12 protein-coding genes and 1 riboswitch are annotated in these 13,500 nt (G+C 72.4%); of the genes, 9 read left to right on the top strand and 3 right to left on the bottom strand.

Annotated features, from left to right (window positions below; translation table 11 throughout):
• Positions 1-2: 2 nt before the first annotated feature.
• Positions 3-857: a TIGR03619 family F420-dependent LLM class oxidoreductase gene (locus tag ABZX11_RS26935; protein ID WP_176177550.1), complete on the bottom strand. Its 855-nt coding sequence runs from the start codon at positions 855-857 to the stop codon at positions 3-5.
• Positions 858-1,115: 258 nt separating this feature from the next.
• Positions 1,116-1,194, top strand: a riboswitch (S-adenosyl-L-homocysteine riboswitch).
• A gap of 14 nt (positions 1,195-1,208) precedes the next feature.
• On the opposite strand from ABZX11_RS26935, the gene metH reads away from it, so the two are divergent.
• Positions 1,209-4,838, top strand: coding sequence for a methionine synthase (gene metH, locus ABZX11_RS26930; protein ID WP_176177551.1), 3,630 nt, complete (start codon positions 1,209-1,211; stop codon positions 4,836-4,838).
• On the opposite strand, the gene ABZX11_RS26925 is transcribed toward metH, so the two are convergent.
• Both ABZX11_RS26925 and ABZX11_RS26920 read right to left on the bottom strand, forming a co-directional pair.
• Positions 4,820-5,971, bottom strand: a complete 1,152-nt coding sequence (locus ABZX11_RS26925) for an FAD-dependent monooxygenase (protein WP_354917819.1) — start codon at positions 5,969-5,971, stop codon at positions 4,820-4,822. The two genes, metH and ABZX11_RS26925, sit on opposite strands and share 19 nt — an antisense overlap.
• 171 nt (positions 5,972-6,142) lie before the next feature.
• Positions 6,143-7,546 (bottom strand): hypothetical protein, encoded by a 1,404-nt coding sequence (locus tag ABZX11_RS26920; protein WP_354917816.1) that lies wholly within the window; start codon positions 7,544-7,546, stop codon positions 6,143-6,145.
• 175 nt (positions 7,547-7,721) lie between these two features.
• On the opposite strand from ABZX11_RS26920, the gene ABZX11_RS26915 reads away from it, so the two are divergent.
• From ABZX11_RS26915 to ABZX11_RS26880, 8 genes are all read left to right on the top strand, one after another.
• Positions 7,722-8,867 (top strand): MFS transporter, encoded by a 1,146-nt coding sequence (locus ABZX11_RS26915; protein ID WP_354917813.1) that lies wholly within the window; start codon positions 7,722-7,724, stop codon positions 8,865-8,867.
• 10 nt (positions 8,868-8,877) lie between these two features.
• The gene (gene cutA, locus ABZX11_RS26910; protein ID WP_176177554.1) at positions 8,878-9,201 is read left to right on the top strand and encodes a divalent-cation tolerance protein CutA; all 324 of its coding nucleotides are present in this window, start codon (positions 8,878-8,880) and stop codon (positions 9,199-9,201) included.
• A gap of 9 nt (positions 9,202-9,210) precedes the next feature.
• Complete coding sequence (locus ABZX11_RS26905) at positions 9,211-9,918, top strand: RraA family protein (protein WP_354917810.1); 708 nt, start codon at positions 9,211-9,213, stop codon at positions 9,916-9,918.
• Positions 9,919-9,986: 68 nt separating this feature from the next.
• Positions 9,987-10,439 (top strand): DUF6292 family protein, encoded by a 453-nt coding sequence (locus ABZX11_RS26900; RefSeq protein WP_176177556.1) that lies wholly within the window; start codon positions 9,987-9,989, stop codon positions 10,437-10,439.
• A 67-nt stretch (positions 10,440-10,506) separates the two neighbouring features.
• Positions 10,507-11,151 (top strand): response regulator transcription factor, encoded by a 645-nt coding sequence (locus tag ABZX11_RS26895; protein ID WP_354917807.1) that lies wholly within the window; start codon positions 10,507-10,509, stop codon positions 11,149-11,151.
• 71 nt (positions 11,152-11,222) lie between these two features.
• Positions 11,223-11,624, top strand: a complete 402-nt coding sequence (locus ABZX11_RS26890) for an ATP-binding protein (protein WP_254897404.1) — start codon at positions 11,223-11,225, stop codon at positions 11,622-11,624.
• A 52-nt stretch (positions 11,625-11,676) separates the two neighbouring features.
• Complete coding sequence (locus ABZX11_RS26885; protein WP_354917804.1) at positions 11,677-13,098, top strand: PAS domain S-box protein; 1,422 nt, start codon at positions 11,677-11,679, stop codon at positions 13,096-13,098.
• Positions 13,095-13,475, top strand: coding sequence for a response regulator transcription factor (locus ABZX11_RS26880; protein WP_176177560.1), 381 nt, complete (start codon positions 13,095-13,097; stop codon positions 13,473-13,475). Before ABZX11_RS26885 ends, ABZX11_RS26880 begins: the two co-directional genes overlap by 4 nt.
• Positions 13,476-13,500: the final 25 nt, after the last annotated feature.

The raw sequence follows: 13,500 nt of genomic DNA, 5'->3' as shown, positions 1-13,500 counted from the left end.
TTTCAGTGTGCCGGGGCGGGGGTGAGCTTCCCGGCCAGCCGGCCGATCCACGCCTCGACTTCTTCCGGGGAGCGGTCGGGGAGACCGAAGATCGTCTCGGTGACGCCCAGGGAATCCAGGTGCGCCAGGCGGTCCGGGTCCGGCCGCTCGCCGAGCGCGTGGATCAGCGGGGCGCCGGCACGGCCCTCGTCGGCCCAGATTCCCTTGAGCAGGGCCACGTGCCCGTCCAGGTCGGTGTCGGCCGGGGTGGTGAGCCAGCCGTCGGCGTGCCGGGCGATCCAGCGGAACGTCTTTTCGGACGGACCCGCGCCGAGCACCGCCGGGATGTGCGCCTGGACCGGCTTCGGCCACGCCCAGCTCGGGCCGAACGAGACGAATTCCCCGGTGTAGGCGGCTTCTTCCTCCGTCCACAGTGCACGCATCGCCTCGAGGTACTCGCGCAGCGCGGTGCGGCGGCGGTTCCCGGGCACGCCGTGGTCGGTCAGCTCGTCGACGTTCCAGCCGAAGCCGGCGCCGAGCGTGACGCGGCCGCCGGAGAGGTGGTCGAGGCTGGCGATCGTCTTGGCGAGCGTGATCGGGTCGCTTTCGACCGGCAGGGCGACGGCGGTGGAGAGCCGGATCCGCTCGGTGACCGCGGCCGCCGTCGCCAGCGCGACCCACGGGTCGAGCGTCCGGCTGTAGCGGTCGTCGGGCAGTGACGCGTCCCCGGTGCGCGGGTGCGGTGACTCGCGCTTCACCGGGATGTGGGTGTGCTCGGGGACGTAGAAGGTCGAGAACCCCGCGGCTTCCGCGGCGCGCGCCGCGGCTGCCGGGGTGATTCCCCGGTCGCTGGTGAACAGCACGATTCCGTAGTCCACCCGCGGAGCGTATTAGAACGTGTTTCAGTTTTCAAGGTGACCGGTTGTCACGCTTCGCAATCGATCGACTGCTCCGGGTGGCCTTGAGGGGGGCTCGATGCCGGGCTGTCACACTCGGCGGCGGCAGTGGTGCGCGATCGGCCGACGGAGGTGCGGGGTGACCCGGATGATCCATTGTGGACAGAAGATGTCCCAGTCCGTGGACACGGCGGCGGGGCGGGATGGCGTACCGGGGCCCGTTTCCGATACCGTGGACCACAGGTCGAGAGGCGCTGCAACGGACCACGGGGTCCGCCACGCTCGGCCGGGAATGACCAACCAAGGGCGCCTCCCGACCAAGGGAGGCTGCCGGTGAACACCCCGCACCAGTCAGAGGCGCGCCTGCGTGAGCTGCTCGACCAGCGGGTCGCCGTGCTCGACGGTGCCTGGGGCACCATGCTGCAGGGCGCCGGGCTCACCCCGGCCGACTACCGCGGCGACCGCTTCGGCGAGCACACCCACGACGTCACCGGCGACCCCGACCTGCTGAACCTCACCCGCCCGGACGTCATCCTCGACGTCCACCGCCAGTACCTGGCCGCGGGCGCGGACATCACCACCACCAACACCTTCACCGCCACCAGCATCGGCCAGGCCGACTACGGCCTGCAGGCCTACGTCCACGAGATGAACGTCCGCGGCGCGCAGCTGGCCCGCCAGGCCGCCGACGAGGCAGGCGGCAAGTTCGTCGCCGGCTCGATCGGGCCGCTCAACGTCACCCTCAGCCTGTCGCCCAAGGTCGACGACCCGGCGTACCGGGCGGTCACGTTCGAGCAGGTCAAGGCCGCCTACGCCGAGCAGATCGCCGGCCTCGCCGAGGGCGGCGTCGACCTGCTGCTCATCGAGACGATCTTCGACACGCTGAACTGCAAGGCCGCCATCGCCGCCGCCCGCGAGGTCGCGCCGGAGCTGCCGCTGTGGATCTCGGTGACCATCGTCGACCTCAGCGGCCGGACGCTGTCGGGGCAGACCGTCGAGGCGTTCTGGAGCTCGATCGAGCACGCGAAACCGCTGGTCGTCGGCGTGAACTGCTCGCTGGGCGCGGAGGAGATGCGCCCGCACGTCGAGGAGCTCGCCCGGATCGCCGACGCCTACGTCGCCTGCCACCCCAACGCCGGCCTGCCGAACGCGTTCGGCGGCTACGACCAGACACCGGAGGAGACGGCCGGGCTGATCGGCGGCTTCGCCCGCGAAGGCCTGGTCAACCTGGTCGGCGGCTGCTGCGGCACGACCCCGGGACACATCGCGAAGATCGCCGAGGCCGCGAAGGAAGTCACGCCGCGGGAGGTGCCGGCGCCGCGCACGCACACGCGCTTCAGCGGCCTCGAGCCGTTCGGCATCGGGGCCGACACCGGGTTCGTGATGATCGGCGAGCGCACCAACGTCACCGGCTCCAAGCGGTTCCGCCGGCTCATCGAATCCGGCGACCACCAGGGCGCGGTCGACGTCGCGCTGGAGCAGGTTCGCGGCGGGGCCAACCTGCTCGACGTCAACATGGACGCCGACCTGCTGGAATCCGAGCAGGCGATGACGACGTTCCTCAACCTGATCGCCACCGAGCCCGAGGTGGCCCGGATCCCGGTGATGGTCGACAGCTCCAAGTGGAGCGTGCTCGAAGCCGGCCTGCGCTGCCTGCAGGGCAAGGGCGTGGTCAACTCGATCAGCCTCAAGGAGGGCGAGGAGCCCTTCCTCGCCCAGGCCCGCACGATCCGCGACTACGGCGCCGGCGTCGTCGTGATGGCCTTCGACGAGCAGGGCCAGGCCGACACCGCCGACCGCAAGGTGGAGATCTGCGCCCGCGCTTACGACCTGCTGACGCAGAAGGCGGGCTTCGCGGGCGAAGACATCATCTTCGACCCGAACGTCCTCGCCGTCGCCACCGGCATCGCCGAGCACAACGGCTACGCGAAGGCGTTCATCGAGGCCCTGCCCCGGATCAAGGAGCGCTGTCCCGGCGCACGGACCAGCGGCGGCATCTCGAACCTGTCGTTCTCCTTCCGCGGCAACGACGTGGTGCGCGAAGCGATGCACTCGGCGTTCCTGTACTACGCGGTCAAGGCCGGGCTGGACATGGGCATCGTCAACGCCGGCCAGCTCGCCGTCTACGAGGACATCCCGAAGGACCTCCTGGAGCTGGTCGAGGACGTGCTCTTCGACCGCCGCGAAGACGCCACCGACCGCCTGGTCAGCTTCGCCGAGAACGTCAAGGGCAGCGGCACCAAGCGCGTCGTGGACCTCTCCTGGCGCGAAGGCACGGTGGGCGAGCGCCTGTCCCACGCGCTGGTCCACGGCATCGTGGACTACATCGAAGAAGACACCGAAGAGGCGCGGCAGCAGTTCGCGCGGCCCCTCGAGGTCATCGAGGGCCCGCTGATGGACGGCATGAAGATCGTCGGCGACCTGTTCGGCTCCGGCAAGATGTTCCTGCCGCAGGTGGTCAAGAGCGCCCGCGTGATGAAGCGGTCGGTCGCCTACCTCGAGCCGTTCATGGAGGCGGAGAAGGAGAAGGCGCGCCAGGAGGGCAGGCTGGCCTCGGCCGGCGGCCAGGGCAAGATCGTGCTGGCCACGGTCAAGGGCGACGTCCACGACATCGGCAAGAACATCGTCGGGGTCGTGCTGGGCTGCAACAACTACGAGGTCATCGACCTCGGCGTGATGGTGCCGGCCGGCAAGATCCTCGACACCGCGGTGACCGAAGGCGCCGACGCGGTCGGGCTGTCCGGGCTGATCACGCCGTCGCTGGACGAGATGGTCGCGGTCGCCACCGAAATGCAGCGGCGCGGCTTGAAGATGCCGCTGCTCATCGGCGGCGCGACGACGTCCAAGCAGCACACCGCGGTCAAGATCGCCCCGGCCTACGACAACGCGACGGTGCACGTGCTCGACGCCTCGCGCGTGGTCGGCGTCGTCTCCGACCTGCTCGACCCGGACCGCTCGATCGCGCTGACCGCGAAGAACCGGGCCGACCAGGAAGTGCTGCGCGAGCAGCACGCCAGCAAGCAGCGCCGCCCGATGCTCACCCTCGAGCAGGCTCGCGCGAACCCCGAAAAGGTGGCCTTCGACGGCCTGCCGACCCCGGTGTTCACCGGTCGGCGCGTGGTCGAGCCGGGCATCGCGGAACTGCGCGAGATGATCGACTGGCAGTTCCTGTTCCTGGCCTGGGAGCTCAAGGGCAAGTACCCGGCCATCCTGGAGCAGCCGGTCGCCCGCGAGCTGTTCGACGACGCGAACACGCTGCTCGACCAGATCATCGCCGACGGCAGCTTCACCGCGAAGGGCGCGTACGCGTTCTGGCCCGCGCACAGCGAAGGCGACGACATCCTGCTCGAAGGCGACTTCGCGCACGTCAAGTTCCCGATGCTGCGGCAGCAGACGGCCAAGCCGGAGGACCGGGCGAACCGCTGCCTGGCCGACTACATCGCCCCGATCGGCGACCACCTCGGCGGCTTCGCGGTGGCCATCCACGGTGCCGAGGCGCTGGCCGCGCGCTACGAGGCCGAGCAGGACGACTACCGCGCCATCATGGTCAAGGCGCTGGCCGACCGGCTCGCCGAGGCGTTCGCCGAGCACATCCACCTGCGGGCCCGCCGCGACTGGTTCGAGCCGGACGCGCAGCCGAAGCTGGAGGACCTGCACGCGGAGCGGTTCCGCGGCATCCGCCCGGCCCTCGGCTACCCGGCCAGCCCCGACCACAGCCAGAAGCGCGAGCTGTTCGCGCTGCTGGAGGCGGGCGAGCTCGGGATGGACCTGACCGAGTCGTTCGCGATGACGCCGGCGGCGAGCGTGTCCGGGCTGATCTTCGCCCACCCGGACTCCCGCTACTTCACCGTCGGCAGGCTCGGCCGCGACCAGGTCGAGGACTACGCCCGCCGCAAGGGCGTCGAGGTCGCCGAGGTCGAGCAGTGGCTGCGGCCGAACCTGGCCTACGACCCCGAGGCGTAGTCCGGCAGCTCGATGTCCGTGGCGAACCGGTCGGTCGCCTTGAGCAGCAGGCCGAGCAGGAAGCGGGACTTGAACGTCCAGTCCCGCAGCTTGATCCGCAGCGGCGTGGGCGGCGCGAGGAACGGGCCCGCGCTGCCGCGCTGTGACACCTTCGCGTAGTCCCGCATCAGCTCCTCGTAGCGGGCGAACGCGACCCGGTGCTCGCCGCCGGCGGCGCAGAGCTCACCCGCGAGCACGTACGCGCCGACGACGGCCAGCCCGGTGCCGAAGCCGCCGAGGGTGTTGCCGTAAGCGGCGTCACCGAGCAGGACGACCCGGCCGCGGGAGTAGCGGTCGATCGTGACCCGGCTGAGCGAGTCGAGGTGGAACTCGCGCGCCTGCGGGATCCGGGCCATCAGCTCCGGCACCCGCCAGCCCGCGCCCCGGTAGGCGTCCACCAGCAGCTGCCGCTGCCGTCCGGTGTCGGTGCGGTCGTGGTCCGGTTCCGGTGAGGCGAACACGAAGAACGCCGACGCCTTCGGGCCGCCGACCGCGGCCATCCGGCCCGGTTCGTTGTACATCTGCGCGTCGCCGCTGCCGAGGTCTTCGCCGAGCTCGGCGAGGGCGTAGTGGTAGCCGAGGTACCGCACGTGGTCGCGCTCCGGGCCGAAGGCCAGCCGCCGGACGGTCGAGTGGATCCCGTCGGCGCCGACGACCAGGTCGAACCGGCGCGGCCGGGCGTGTTCGAAGGTGACTTCCACGCCGCCGGTGGTCTCGGTCAAGGACGTGACGGTGTCGCCGAAGAGGTACTCGCAGTCCGTGTGCGCGTACAGGATTTCGGCCAGGTCGCCGCGGCGGATCTCGATGTCACCACCGGTGAACTCGCCGGGGATCACGGCCCGCGGCCGCCCGGCGGCGTCGACGATGGTCTGGTCCTGCCCGCCGGTCCGGCGGCGCAGGACGTCGCCGAGGACACCCATGCGGTCGAGGACGGTCCGGTGGGTGGCGCCTTTGAAGTCGACGGCCTGCCCGCCGGGCCGCAGCGCGGGCGCGCGTTCGACGACGGTGACGGTCCAGCCGGAGCGGGCGAGCAGGAGGGCGAGAGCGGGGCCGGCGATGCTCGCGCCGGAGATGAGAACGGTGCGGTTGTCCATGCCGCCGAGCTTCACCAGGGCGGCTTACCGCCCCCTGGCGAAGCGCTGACGGTGGCCGTCAGGGGTCAGCTGTCACCGCCCCCGTCAGCCGTCGCCCGCCCGCGGGGGCGCCCCCCGTTTTCCACGCTACCGGAGGGCACCGACAGTTTCCGGATCGTCGCCGGTGGCCCGCTACTCGACGGCGCCGTTGTTCGCCAGCAGTGTCTGGTACCAGCTGTCGTACGGGTGGTTGGTCGCCGGGTAGTTCGCCAGGGGAGTCGTCGCCTGGCTCGCCGAATCGAAGTCCCAGCCGCGGACCAGCCGGCCTGCCTGCCGCGCCGCCGTGATGAACGCGGACTCCGTTGCCGGTGCGGCGTAGAACAACGCGCCCTGCTGCAGCTCTGCGCTGTCGCCCTTCTGGAACTCGTCGAACGCGACCTGGCGGTAGCGGATCCGGTCGCCTGCCACCCGGTCGGTGTCGGCGCGCAGCGTCTGGGCCGAGGTCGGGCCGTCCGCGCCCGTCCACACCGAGACCGTGCGGCCGGCACTCGCCGACGTCGCCTTGGCGAACCGGGCTTCGGACGTCTTGGCGTTGCCGGTCCACGAGACCGTTGTGCCCGCGAGCACGCCGTCCCAGGCCCAGTTCTGGCTGTTGTTCTGGCTCTTGTGGATTTCCCGCAGGTGCGTGCCGTCGGTGAAGGCGACCGTCGGCAGGACGCCGTTGTCGTACTGGTGGCTCGCCTGCCAGGTGATCTCGCCGTCCGCGCCGAGCTTGCCGACGTGGTACCAGAGCGTCGACGCGCCCTGGGACTGGTGCACCTCGACCAGGTCGCCGTTGTCGTTCAGCGCGACGGCCGGTGTCTGGCCGCTGTCGTACTTGCCGTGCCGCAACCAGGTGACCCGGCCGTCGGCGCCGTAGGTCCCGGTCCAGTACCAGAGCGCGCCGGCCCCGGAGTCGTGCACCTCGACGACCTGGCCACGCCCGTTCAGCGCGACCGCCGGGTGGTAGCCGACGTCGCGTTTGTACTCCGTGCGGGAGCCGCCGTCGCCCGACAGCAGCGGCAGCACACGTCCGCGCAGCGCGTCGACGTCCGGCTGCGCCGCCGGGTAGTCCTGCGCCTTCAGCAACCGCGAGCCGAAGACGGACTCCAGCTCCTGGTTGAGCGCGGTCAGGTTGCCGGCGGCGAAGGACGGGTTGTCGGTCAGGTCGTCCTTGAGGTCGAGCATCACGACGATCGGCGCGGCGGCGGGGTGCTGCGCCGACCAGCCGTTCACGACGGCCAGCCAGTCGCGGAGGTTGTTCGACGCCGGGTTGCCACCGCCGTGGTCGACGAGGTTGCCGGGCGAGTCGTGCCCCACGGCGTAGTCGAGCGAGCTCGCGTAGCCGTTGTCGTGCACGTCGAGCTCGAGGAACCGGACGCCGTGGTCGAGCTGGTAGGCGAGGGAGTTCTTGGCGCCGTCGACGTTGCCGGAGTAGCTGTTGTGGGTCGCGCGGAAGACCGACGAGGGGAACGGCGGGCTCGCGGCGTGAGCGGTGGCGGGGGTGAGCAAGGCGGCGGTCAGAGCGGCGGCGGCGAGCGCGGGCAGGCGGCGCATCCTCGGATCCTCACGTCGGGGAACGGGGCGCCGCCCATCCTGGCCGCCGAACGGTTGCGCTGTCTCGAATTCCGGATGAATCCGCGTCCGCGATGTGGGAGGTTTTCCAGCCCGTGGTGTGACAGCGCGGGTGGCCCCGTTGACGCCGGCCGGGCCGTGACCGCAAGTGGAGCGGGTGATCATCCTCCGGCCCGCGACGGGCACGCGGCAGCTGACGCTGCTCGCCGTGGTGCAGGTGTGCGCGATGAGCGTCTGGTTCTCCGCCTCGGCGGTGCTGCCCGCGCTGCGCGCCGAATGGGGGTTGGCGGGGGAGCAGGCGATCCTGCTGGCGGCCGCCGTCCAGCTGGGTTTCACCTGCGGCGCGGTCGCTTCGGCCGCGCTCAACCTCGCCGACCGCGTGCGGCCGCCGCGGCTGATGGCGGTCAGCGCTCTGGTGGCGGCGACGGCCACCGCGGCCCTGCCCTGGTGCGCCGGGCTCGCCGTCCCGCTGCGGTTCGCGACCGGCTTCGCCCTCGCCGGCGTCTACCCGGTCGGGATGAAGGTGGTGGTGTCGTGGTTCCCGCGGCGGCGGGGGATCGCACTGGGGGTGCTGCTCGGGGCACTGACCGTCGGCTCGGCACTGCCGAGCCTGCTCGTGACGCTGGAACCCGTGCGCTGGCGGGCGGTCCTGCTCGGTTCCGCCGTGCTGGCGGTGGTGGGTGCCGCGGTTTCGGGGGTGTTCGTCCGGCCGGGCCCGGACCTGGCGGCGGCACCCCCGTGGCAGCCCCGGTACCTGCTGCGCATGGCGGCCGACCGCCGCCAGCGGCTGGTGTGCCTCGGGTACTTCGGGCACATGTGGGAGCTCTACGCGCTGTGGGCGTGGCTGCCGGCGTACCTGACGGCGACCGGCGGGCCGGGCGGCTCGACGGCGTTCGTGGTGATCGGTCTCTGTGGCGCGGCCGGGTGCGTGGCGGGCGGCGCGCTGTCGGACCGCTGCGGCCGGGCGGTCGTGGCGATGACGGCGATGCTGGTGAGCGGCGGCTGTGCGGTGCTGTCGTTCCCGGTGTCCGGGACGGCGTGGCTGCTGCCGGTGCTGCTGGTGTGGGGCGTGGCGGTGATCGCGGACTCGGGCCAGTTCTCGGCGGCACTGGCCGAGACGGCGGATCCCCGGTACGTCGGAACGGCACTGACGGCGATGACGGCGTTCGGCTTCCTGCTGAGCGCGGGCACGATCCAGCTGCTGCCGCTGCTGGCGGGCGCGGTCGGCTGGCGGGCGGCGGTGCCGGTGCTGGCGATCGGCCCGCTGCTCGGTGCCGCGGCCATGCACCGGCTGCGCCGGTAGCCTCGCGGGTATGGCGCCGGAACACGTGATCGTGACGTCCACGACGGACTCGGAAGCAGCGGCCCGCGAACTCGCCACCCGGGTGGTGGAAGCCCGCCTGGGCGCCTGCGCCCAGGTCGTCGGCCCGATCACCAGCGTCTACCGGTGGGAGGGCGCGGTGCAGACCGACCAGGAGTGGCGGGTCGAGATCAAGACCACCGCCGAGCGCGTGCCCGCGCTCACCGAACGGCTCCGGGAGCTGCACGGCTACGACCTCCCGGAAGTCGTCGCCACCCCGATCGTCGGCGGCAGCGCGGACTACCTGGCGTGGCTGACCGCGGAGACCGCTGGCTAGATTCGGCGCATGGAGCACGAAGGACTCAGGCAGCGCTTCGCGACGCTGACCACCGCCCACCTCGCCGACGCCTGCATCCGGGCCGGGCTGCCGGTGCGGTGCGCGCCGGCGGCGACGCGGGCCGTGGTGCCCGGCAGCAGGCTGTTCGGCCCCGCCGTTCCGGCCCGGCACGTCGGCAGCGTCGACGTCTTCCTCGAGGCGTTCGAGCGGGCCCCCGGAGGTGGGGTGCTGGTGGTCGACAACGGCGGGCGGCTCGACGAAAGCTGCGTCGGCGACCTCGTCGTCCTCGAAGCGCGGGCGGCCGGGCTGTCCGGCGTGGTGATCTGGGGCCTGCACCGCGACACCGCGGACATCCGCGCGATCGGGTTGCCCGTGTTCAGCCTCGGCTCGCTGCCCACCGGCCCGCTCAGCCTCGGGCCGCGCGTCGACGGCGGCCTGGCCGAAGCGGTCGTCGGGACCTGGCGGATCGGGCCCGCCGACCTCGTCCTCGGCGACGACGACGGCGTCCTCTTCGTCCCGCTGGCCCGTGCGGGTGACTTGTTCACCCTCGCCGAAGGCATCCGCGACACCGAACGCCACCAGGCCGACCGCATCCGCGGCGGCGAACCGTTGCGCGAGCAGCTGCGGTTCGGCGACTTCCTGGCGGCCAGGGAAACGAATCCGGGCTTGACTTTCCGCGCACACCTGCGGGCCATCGGCGGCGCGATCGAAGAATGACCACAAAGGTGTGATCACCCGCCCGATCGGGTATCCCGCGCCTGCAGCGGGCGCGGGAGGCGGAAACCATGAACACGCTCATCGGCTTCGGCAGGGACGTCGAATACCACTTCGCCCGGGGGCTGCGCGCCTACCTGGCCCGGGTCGCGCGGGCCGTCGGCGTCGGCTTCGAGTCGTGTTCGCTCGACCTCGACGTGCCCGCCTCCGGGTACGTCGCCCTCGACCGGACGCTCGCGGACCACGACCTCGCCCTGATCTGGGACGAGGTGCACGGCTGGTCGGTGGTCGCCGAGCCCGCGGGTGGCGCGCCGAAGCTGCTCGCCTACCTCGGCGGCCCGGAGGTGCTGCCCGCCCCGCGCGCGGTCGCCCGGTTCCTCGAGGTGCTGCGGGTCGCCGGGCCGCCCGCCGGCTCGTTCCGGCCGCCGGTGTTCCGGAGGGCGGGCCACCACGAGGACCTCGTGGACTGGTTGCCCGTCACCGGCCCCGAAGGGCTGCTCCGGTCGAGTCCGCCCACCTGGTGACCCGCGGCGATCCCCCACCCGGGCGCCTAGGATGGGCGGGCAGCCACCACCGGAGTGAGGGAACACCGTGAGCAGCGCCGACCCGTCCCGACCCGTTCGCGTCCTGCTCGTGGAGGACCACGACATGGTGGCCGAGGCGCTGCAGCTGGCCCTCGACGGCGCCGACGGGATCACCGTGGTCGGCCGGGCCCGGTCACGGGCGGAAGCGGTGGCCGACGTGCTGGCACACGCCCCGGACGTCGTGCTGCTGGACCGGCGGCTCGCCAACGGCGACGCCCTCGGCATCGTCGCGCAGCTCGGGGCGGGCGGGGCGCGGGTGCTGGTGCTGACCGGCGACGCGACCCCGGCGATCGCCGTGCAGGTGGCCAAGGCGGGCGGTGCCGGGCTGCTGCTGAAGTCCTCCCAGCTCGGCGTCCTCGAAACCGCCGTGCGGGACGTGGCCGCCGGCGGCGTGGTCTTCGACCCGGACCTGCTGTCGGACGTCTTCGACCGGCTCACCGGCCGCAGCACAGGCGGCACGGCGTTGACCGCGCGGGAACGCGAAACCCTCGACCTGCTCGCCGAAGGCGCGACCACCGAGGAGATCGGCCGACGGCTCGGCGTCTCCCGCAACACCACGCGCAACCACGTCCAGCGGGTGCTGGAGAAGCTCGGCGCGCGCTCGAAGCTCGAAGCCGTCGCGGTGGCCCGCCGGGAGGGCCTCATCGGCTGATGCATCTGCACCAGGCCGAAGGGGGCTTTTGCATCTCGCGCCGCCGGGTGCGTTTCCCGCAGGCTGGCACCGTGACCACGTCTGCCCCCCTCACCGCGGAGTGCGTGCTGTCCGACGCGCCGGACAGCCTCGCCGTCGCCCGCCGCGTCACGCGGCTGGCCCTCCTGGCCTGGATCGGGGACGGCCCCGCCGTCGACGACGCGCTGCTGGTCGTCACCGAGCTGGCGACGAACGCCCTGCGCCACGGCGACGGCCACCCGGTCCTGCGGCTGAGCGTGGAGGGGACGGACATCCGGGTCGAGGTCTTCGACGACAACCCGGAGTTCCCGGTGCGGCGGCACCCGGGGACCGACGGCGGCTGGGGCCTCGCCCTCGTCGACCGGCTGTCGTCGGTGCGGGGGAGCGCACCGCACGGCCGCGGGAAGGTGGTCTGGTGCGTCCTGCCCGCCTCCTCCGCCGAACTCGCGGGTTGAGCGCCGGTCCCGTGGTCGTGCCGGGTGCGCGGCGATCCGGCAGAGTGGCCGCATGGACGACGACCGGTTCCGCCTCCTGGTGCAGGGCGTGCTGGACTACGGGATCTTCCTGCTCGACACCGGGGGCCGGATCTCGACCTGGAACGCGGGGGCGGAACGCATCGAGGGGTACGCGGCGGAGGAGATCATCGGGCAGCACTTCTCGGTCTTCTACCCCGCGGAGGACGTGGCGGCGGGGAAGCCGGCCCGGGAGCTGGAGACGGCGGTCGCCGAGGGGCGGCTGGAGGACGAGGGGTGGCGGGTCCGCAAGGACGGCACCCGGTTCTGGGCGAACGTGGTGATCACGGCGTTGTACGACGGGGAGGGGCTGCTGCGGGGGTTCGGGAAGGTCACCCGGGACGTGACCGAGCGCCGCGAGGCCGAGCTGGCGCTGCGGGAGAGCGAGGAACGGTTCCGCCTGCTCGTCCAGAGCGTCCAGGACTACGGCATCTTCATGCTGGACACCGGCGGCCACATCTCGAGCTGGAACGCCGGTGCCCAGCGGATCAAGGGGTACGCGGCGGAGGAGATCATCGGGCAGCACTTCTCGGTCTTCTACCCGGCCGAGGACGTGGCGGCGGGGAAGCCGGCCCGGGAGCTGGAGACGGCGACGGCCGAGGGGCGGCTGGAGGACGAGGGGTGGCGGGTCCGCAAGGACGGCACCCGGTTCTGGGCGAACGTGGTGATCACGGCGTTGTACGACGAGCAGGGCAGGCTGCACGGGTTCGGCAAGGTCACCCGGGACATGACCGAGCGCCGCAACGCCGAGCAAGCGCTGCGCGAACGCCGGCGGCTGGTCGGGCACCTCGTCGAGGCCCAGGAGGTCGAACGCCGCCGGATCGCCTGGGACGTCCACGACGAGTCGATCCAGTCCATGGTGGCCGTCGGCATGCGCCTGCAGCTGCTGGCCTCCCGGCTGCCGGAACCGCACGCGAGCGCCGTCGCCGGCCTCGACGAGTCGGTGGCCGCCGCGATCGCCCGGCTGCGCGGCCTGGTGTCCCGGCTGCGGCCGCCGGAACTCGACCGGCACGGCCTGGTGGAGGCGGTTTCGGCCTACACCGACGACGTCGCGGGCCGCTGGGGGCTGGCGCACGAGGTGCGGGACGAGCTCACCGCCGAACCCTCGCCGGAAGCGGCGATCACCGTGTACCGGATCTGCCAGGAAGCGCTCAGCAACGTCCACCGGCACGCGCGCGCCACCAGCGTCTCGGTCACGCTGTCCACAGTGGACAACGGGACCCTGGTGCGGATCACCGACGACGGCGTCGGCACCGCCGGGGGCGAGGCGGGCGCGGGCCACTTCGGGCTGGTCGAGATGCACGAACGCGCCGAAGCGGCGCACGGCTGGCTCTCGGTGGACAGCAGGCCCGGCGAAGGCACCGTCGTCGAGTTCTGGCTGCCGCTGCTGCCCGACGTGACGGAGCCGGGACCGTGACCGAACTGCGCGTGCTGATCTCCGACGACGACGTGATGATCCGCGACGTCCTCAAGGAGGTGCTCGACGCCGAGCCCGACATCGCGGTGGTCGCGGTGGCCGGCGACGCCGACGAGGCGATCCGGCTCGCCGAACGGCACCGGCCCGCGGTCGCCGTCCTCGACGTCCGGATGCCGGGCGGCGGCGGGGCGCGGGCGGCGCGCGAGATCGCCCGGTGCAGCCCGCACACCGCGATCCTGGCCTTCTCCGCCTACGCCGACCGGGCCTCGATCGCCGGGCTGGCCGCGGCAGGCGTCACCGAATACCTGGTCAAGGGTGCGCCGAACACGGCGATCGTCGAAGCCGTCCGGCGGCTGGGAGGCCGGGCGTCCGCCTGAGCGCCCTGTGTCAAGCGGGCTGGTG

It is taken from the genome of Amycolatopsis sp. NPDC004169 (assembly GCF_040610315.1).
In the GTDB taxonomy this organism is placed as follows: Bacteria; Actinomycetota; Actinomycetes; order Mycobacteriales; family Pseudonocardiaceae; genus Amycolatopsis.
The sequence above is the reverse complement of the archived record's forward strand: the minus strand, read 5'-3'. Positions and strand labels throughout refer to the sequence as shown.

Bases quoted from the DNA above. Each gene is read 5' to 3' on its own strand.
- ABZX11_RS26925 (WP_354917819.1), bottom strand. From the start codon at position 5,971: ATGGACAACCGCACCGTTCTCATCTCCGGCGCGAGCATCGCCGGCCCC.
- ABZX11_RS26920 (WP_354917816.1), bottom strand. From the start codon at position 7,546: ATGCGCCGCCTGCCCGCGCTCGCCGCCGCCGCTCTGACCGCCGCCTTG.
- cutA (WP_176177554.1), top strand. From the start codon at position 8,878: ATGGCGCCGGAACACGTGATCGTGACGTCCACGACGGACTCGGAAGCA.
- ABZX11_RS26905 (WP_354917810.1), top strand. From the start codon at position 9,211: ATGGAGCACGAAGGACTCAGGCAGCGCTTCGCGACGCTGACCACCGCC.
- ABZX11_RS26900 (WP_176177556.1), top strand. From the start codon at position 9,987: ATGAACACGCTCATCGGCTTCGGCAGGGACGTCGAATACCACTTCGCC.
- ABZX11_RS26885 (WP_354917804.1), top strand. From the start codon at position 11,677: ATGGACGACGACCGGTTCCGCCTCCTGGTGCAGGGCGTGCTGGACTAC.